Origin of the sequence: Arsukibacterium sp. (genome assembly GCF_036735525.1) — a bacterium.
Taxonomy (GTDB): Bacteria; Pseudomonadota; Gammaproteobacteria; order Enterobacterales; family Alteromonadaceae; genus Alishewanella.
Genome location: NZ_DAINOE010000133.1, coordinates 1 through 4,756, shown reverse-complemented (window position 1 = coordinate 4,756; position 4,756 = coordinate 1). Strand labels below are relative to the sequence as shown.

Annotated in this window: 6 protein-coding genes; 5 read left to right on the top strand and 1 reads right to left on the bottom strand. The window is 50.1% G+C overall.

Translation table 11 applies throughout. The features are described from left to right. Together V7D78_RS15995 and V7D78_RS15990 are read left to right on the top strand one after the other, a co-directional pair. The coding region (locus V7D78_RS15995) for a hypothetical protein (protein ID WP_333609455.1) at positions 1 to 575 on the top strand (575 nt) is incomplete at its 5' end. A 67-nt stretch (positions 576 to 642) separates the two neighbouring features. Next, positions 643 to 1,254 carry a YjaG family protein gene (locus V7D78_RS15990; protein ID WP_333609454.1) on the top strand — a complete coding sequence of 204 codons (612 nt, stop codon included), beginning with the start codon at positions 643 to 645 and terminating at the stop codon, positions 1,252 to 1,254. A gap of 4 nt (positions 1,255 to 1,258) precedes the next feature. Here V7D78_RS15990 and rsmD read toward each other — a convergent pair whose 3' ends face one another. Further along, the gene (gene rsmD, locus V7D78_RS15985; RefSeq protein ID WP_333609453.1) at positions 1,259 to 1,870 is read right to left on the bottom strand and encodes a 16S rRNA (guanine(966)-N(2))-methyltransferase RsmD; all 612 of its coding nucleotides are present in this window, start codon (positions 1,868 to 1,870) and stop codon (positions 1,259 to 1,261) included. A gap of 81 nt (positions 1,871 to 1,951) precedes the next feature. Here rsmD and ftsY point away from each other — a divergent pair, with 81 nt between their 5' ends. From ftsY to ftsX, 3 genes are all read left to right on the top strand, one after another. Next, entirely contained in the window at positions 1,952 to 3,130 is a 1,179-nt protein-coding gene (ftsY, locus tag V7D78_RS15980; protein WP_333609452.1) for a signal recognition particle-docking protein FtsY, read from the top strand. Next, on the top strand, positions 3,131 to 3,814 hold the full coding sequence (gene ftsE, locus V7D78_RS15975) for a cell division ATP-binding protein FtsE (RefSeq protein WP_333609451.1): 684 nt from the start codon (positions 3,131 to 3,133) through the stop codon (positions 3,812 to 3,814). Then, positions 3,811 to 4,756: permease-like cell division protein FtsX (gene ftsX, locus V7D78_RS15970; protein ID WP_333609450.1), on the top strand; the 946-nt coding region annotated here is incomplete at its 3' end. The genes ftsE and ftsX, both read left to right, overlap by 4 nt.

The window sequence follows — 4,756 nt, the reverse complement described above, 5'->3', positions numbered from 1 at the left end:
AAGCGCAATTACAACAAACGTTGCAAAGCCAGCAAAAGCTCGAGCAAGAGTTAGCTACCCAAACCGAAGCGCAACAAGACAAGTTGCGGGCACTGGCCGCAGCCAGGCAGCAGGCGCAGCAGGCTGAGCAAACGCTGACAGAGCTAGAGCAGCAAGTGCAACAGCAGCAACAACAATTAGCGACGGAGCAACAAGCTAAAGCAGACATGCAGGCTGCGCTGATGGCGTTACAGCAGCAAGAAAACGAACACGTGGCGCGTAATTCTGAGCTCAGCTCGGACTTAACTCAGTTGCAAGCCAGTTATACCGAATTAAGTAAGCAGTTTGAGCTAACTCAGCAACGTACTATTAAACTGGAGTCTCAGCTGGAACATGCGCAAAGCCGGCAGCAGGCGTCTGAGCACCGTCAGGTAACCGAGGCAGATCAAAGTCGGGAAACTATCCGTCAATTGCGAAGCGAGTTGCAACTGTTACAGCAAAGCCATGATGAACAAGTAGGCGAGCTGGAGCAAAAGCTGATGGAATATAAACTTAAATTTGAATATGCCCAGAAACAACTGGCCAGCCACTCTTAATCGTCTGCTGTTCCCATTAATGCCGATGGTTATGACCATCGGCAAACCGGAATCTTAAAGATCTTAAATGAAAACTAAAGCCAATAATTTCCAGACCATGCGCGAGCTGAGTTTTGCGCAGCAAGCCGCTATCGCCTTAACGCTATTAGAGCGGATGTTACCAAACTACCAGTTATTCAGTGAAGTGAGCGAGTTTGGTGATGCCAGTGCCTTGCGTCATATGCTGGAATTAAGTTGGGAATGGCTAACGGTTAAAAAAGCTAAGATTAATTTCCCCCGGCTGGCGGAAGAATTGGAACCCCTGATCCCGGAAGTCAATCACTATGATATGTTTGGTGTGTATCCGGCAGTCGACTGTGCCACGGCGCTAGATAGCCTGTTTAATGGTATTAATCAGCAAGACAGCAGCGAATTTATTAATGTCGCTAAAATCTCCCAAGCTACCGTGGCCAGGCTGATTGAATATCAGGCTGAAGATGAAGACATTACCAGCGAGAACGAATTAAAAAAATTTGTACGCGATCATCCTTTAATGGCCTATGAAATTGAGTGCCTGTCGGAGCTGATAGCGCTGGTGCAAACTATGCCACAGTTCAGCCGCGAGCAAATGTTACAATTAAAAGCCTGGGTACAACAGCAGGGCTTGACCAATTTGGGTATGGAGCTGGCTGACAGATAAGGTGTTAGTCACTGCTGCCTGCAGCAGACTGGCGCGCCCACAATCTATAGGCCAGCTGCCCGGCAATACTTTCCTTGATTAAACGCCAATTGGCCGGGATACCGGCCAGCGATAGTTCTTTTTCCGTTTCCAGATAAATCAGTGCGTCTTCCGCTAGCCAACCATGCTGCTCTAACAGCTGACAACAGGCTATTGCCAGTTGCTGGCGAAAAGGCGGGTCAACCAGCACAATCTGGTACTGGCGCTGCGCCGGCTGGGCTAAATAGCGCAGACAATCGGTATTGATCACCTCTGCCTGGCTGGCACTTAAACTGCTGAGTAATGCCTTTAAGCGCTTTGACTGCGCCAGATCTTTTTCAATCAGGCAGGCATAACTGGCATAACGGGATAAGGCTTCAAATGCCAGTGAGCCAGAGCCACTGAAACAATCGAGCACACTGCTGCCGGCAATATCATGCATCAGCCAGTTGAACAGGGTTTCTTTCACTCTGTCGGTAGTCGGGCGCAGGCCAGTAACATCTGCTACCGGCAAGCGACGGCCACGCCATTGGCCGCTGATAATTCTTACAAATCCAGGTTGACCAGGTTTTTTTTGACTGCCTTTTGCTGGTTTCATGGTTTGAGTTTTGCCTGCGAGTTAAAGGTGATAGTATTGGTGCTAATGTTATCCTGAATCTTGCCTTTGACACAAAAGCTTATGACAAAACAGACCAAACTCTTTTCCTGGCTGGGCCTGGGGAAAAAAGCCCCAAGCCCGGCAGCGGATGAACATGCTGCCATTGCGCCCGATACGCCGCAAGCAGCAGCTGAACCACAGCAATCGTCCACTACTGAGCCGGCAATAGATGAGCCGGTAATAGCTAAGCAAGAAATAGCTCAGCCAGTGACAGCCGAGCCGGTTGTAGCTAAGCCGGTTGTTGCTAAGCCGGTAACAGCCGATGCGCCGGCCAAAAAAGCCGGTTTTTTCTCGCGCTTACGCCAGGGCTTGTCTAAAACCAGCCTGAACTTAGGTTCTGGTCTGGCCGGGTTATTTAGCGGCCGCAAAATTGATGACGAGTTATACGAAGAGCTGGAAACCCAACTGTTGCTGGCCGATGTTGGCATGGATACCACGCAAAAGCTGATTGCAAACCTGACACAGCATGCCGATCGTAAAGCGCTAAAAGATGCCGATCTGTTGTTTGTAAAATTGCAGCAGGATATGGCGCAAATGCTACAGCAGGTTGAGCAACCGCTGGCGCTGGATGCGGCAGAAGGCCCCTTTGTTATTTTAATGGTGGGTGTGAATGGCGTAGGTAAAACCACAACCATTGGTAAGATGGCGCAGCAGTTCCGTCAGCAAGGCAAAACCGTCATGCTGGCCGCGGGCGATACCTTTCGCGCCGCAGCGGTTGAGCAATTGCAGGTGTGGGGTGAGCGCAATCAAATCCCGGTGGTGGCACAACATACCGGCGCTGATAGCGCTTCGGTGATCTTTGATGCCTATCAGGCCGCCAGGGCGCGCAAAGTCGATGTGCTGATTGCCGACACCGCAGGGCGTTTGCAAAATAAAGCGCATTTAATGGAAGAGCTGAAAAAAATAGTGCGGGTACTACAAAAAATTGATGGGGCAGCGCCGCATGAAGTCATGCTGACACTGGATGCCGGTACCGGACAAAATGCACTGAGCCAGGCCAAATTGTTTAATGAAGCAGTGAGCCTGACCGGCATCAGCTTGACCAAGTTAGATGGTACCGCCAAGGGTGGGGTTATTTTTGCCATCGCCGATCAATTTAAGTTGCCTATCCGCTTTATCGGGGTGGGTGAGGCCATTGATGATTTAAGGCCTTTTAACTCTCAGGACTTTATTAAAGCCTTATTTAATAAGGAAGCCTAAATGCTGCAGTTTGAGCAGGTCAGTAAAAGTTACCCTGGTGGTTTTATTGCACTGGATCGCATTAACTTTCGTATTGAAAAAGGCGAAATGGCTTTTTTAACGGGCCACTCAGGTGCCGGAAAAAGCACCTTGCTCAAGCTGATTAGCCTGATTGAACGGCCTACCACCGGTCGGGTGCTGATCAATGACATTGACTTAAGCCGGATCCGCCGTACGCAAATTCCCTATGTGCGGCGTGATGTCGGTATTATCTTTCAGAATCACCGTTTGCTGATGAACCATACCGTGTTTGATAATGTCGCGCTGCCGTTAGTGATTGAGGGCTTTACCGGCAAAGAAATGGTCAAGCGGGTGCATGCGGCGCTGGATAAAGTGGGCTTACTGGATAAAGTACGTTGCTTACCTCATACCTTATCTGGCGGAGAGCAGCAGCGGGTCGGTATTGCCCGGGCAGTAGTGAACAAACCCCCTTTACTGTTAGCGGATGAACCTACCGGTAACCTGGATCCGGATTTATCTAAAGATATTATGCGGGTGTTTGAAGCCTTTAATCAGGTTGGCGTATCGGTGTTGGTGGCCACCCATGATTTGGGCCTGGTGGCCCGCATGAAGTACCGTACCCTGACCTTAAAACACGGCCGCATGATTAATGATGGCCTGCTGCAATATCAGGAGCCGTTATGAGTATTCTGTTTAGCGGCCGCGCTACCGGCGCCACTGCCACTAAGTTAGGTGCGCTGCGACGTTTTAGCATGTTCTGGGTGCAGCATTTACGTCAGGCGCTAGCCAGCCTGGGTGAGTTATGGCGCACGCCCTCGGCGTCGTTATTAACTATGGCGGTATTAGGCGTGAGCCTGACATTACCGACCACCTTGCATTTGCTGGTAAAAAATGTGCAACAAATCAGTGATAGCTTTACCTCTGCCGCCGAAATCAGTTTATTTATTAAAGAGCAAACGCCTGAAAACCAGATTAAGAGTCTGGCAACGGTGTTAAGCACGGACAATGAGATTGCCCAGGTGCGGCATATCAGTCAGCAACAAGCACTGGCTGAATTTGCACAAGTCTCGGGCTTTGGTCAGGCGCTTAATTACTTAACGGTAAATCCACTGCCGGATGTATTGCTGGTGCAGCCGGCCAATACCGATCCGGCGGCGGCACAACGCTTATTACAGCGTTTATCAAACGAGCGTATCGTCGATTTTGGTAAGCTGGATATCGACTGGCTAAGCAGGCTGGATGCACTGGTAGGCTTATTACGCCAGGCGGTGTTGGTAATAGCCTTGTTGCTGTTAAGTGCGGTGTTGCTGATTATTGGTAATACCATCCGCCTATCTATCATGAATAAAAAAGATGAAATTGAGGTCATGAAACTGGTGGGCGCCACCGACGCCTTTATTCAAAGGCCGTTTTTGTACACCGGCGTCTGGTTTGGGGTCTTTGGTGGTTTACTGGCTTTTTTAATTGTTGAGCTGATGCTTTGGTGGTTACAGGGTGCCATTGCCCGGTTGACCGACTTGTTGACAAATATCATCTGCCTGCGGCTGGTCTATTCCGATCTCGAAGAGGCATTGACCCTAATTCGTCGGGCCTTTGGTCCCGCAGCCCCCGGGGCCGCCGAGGTCG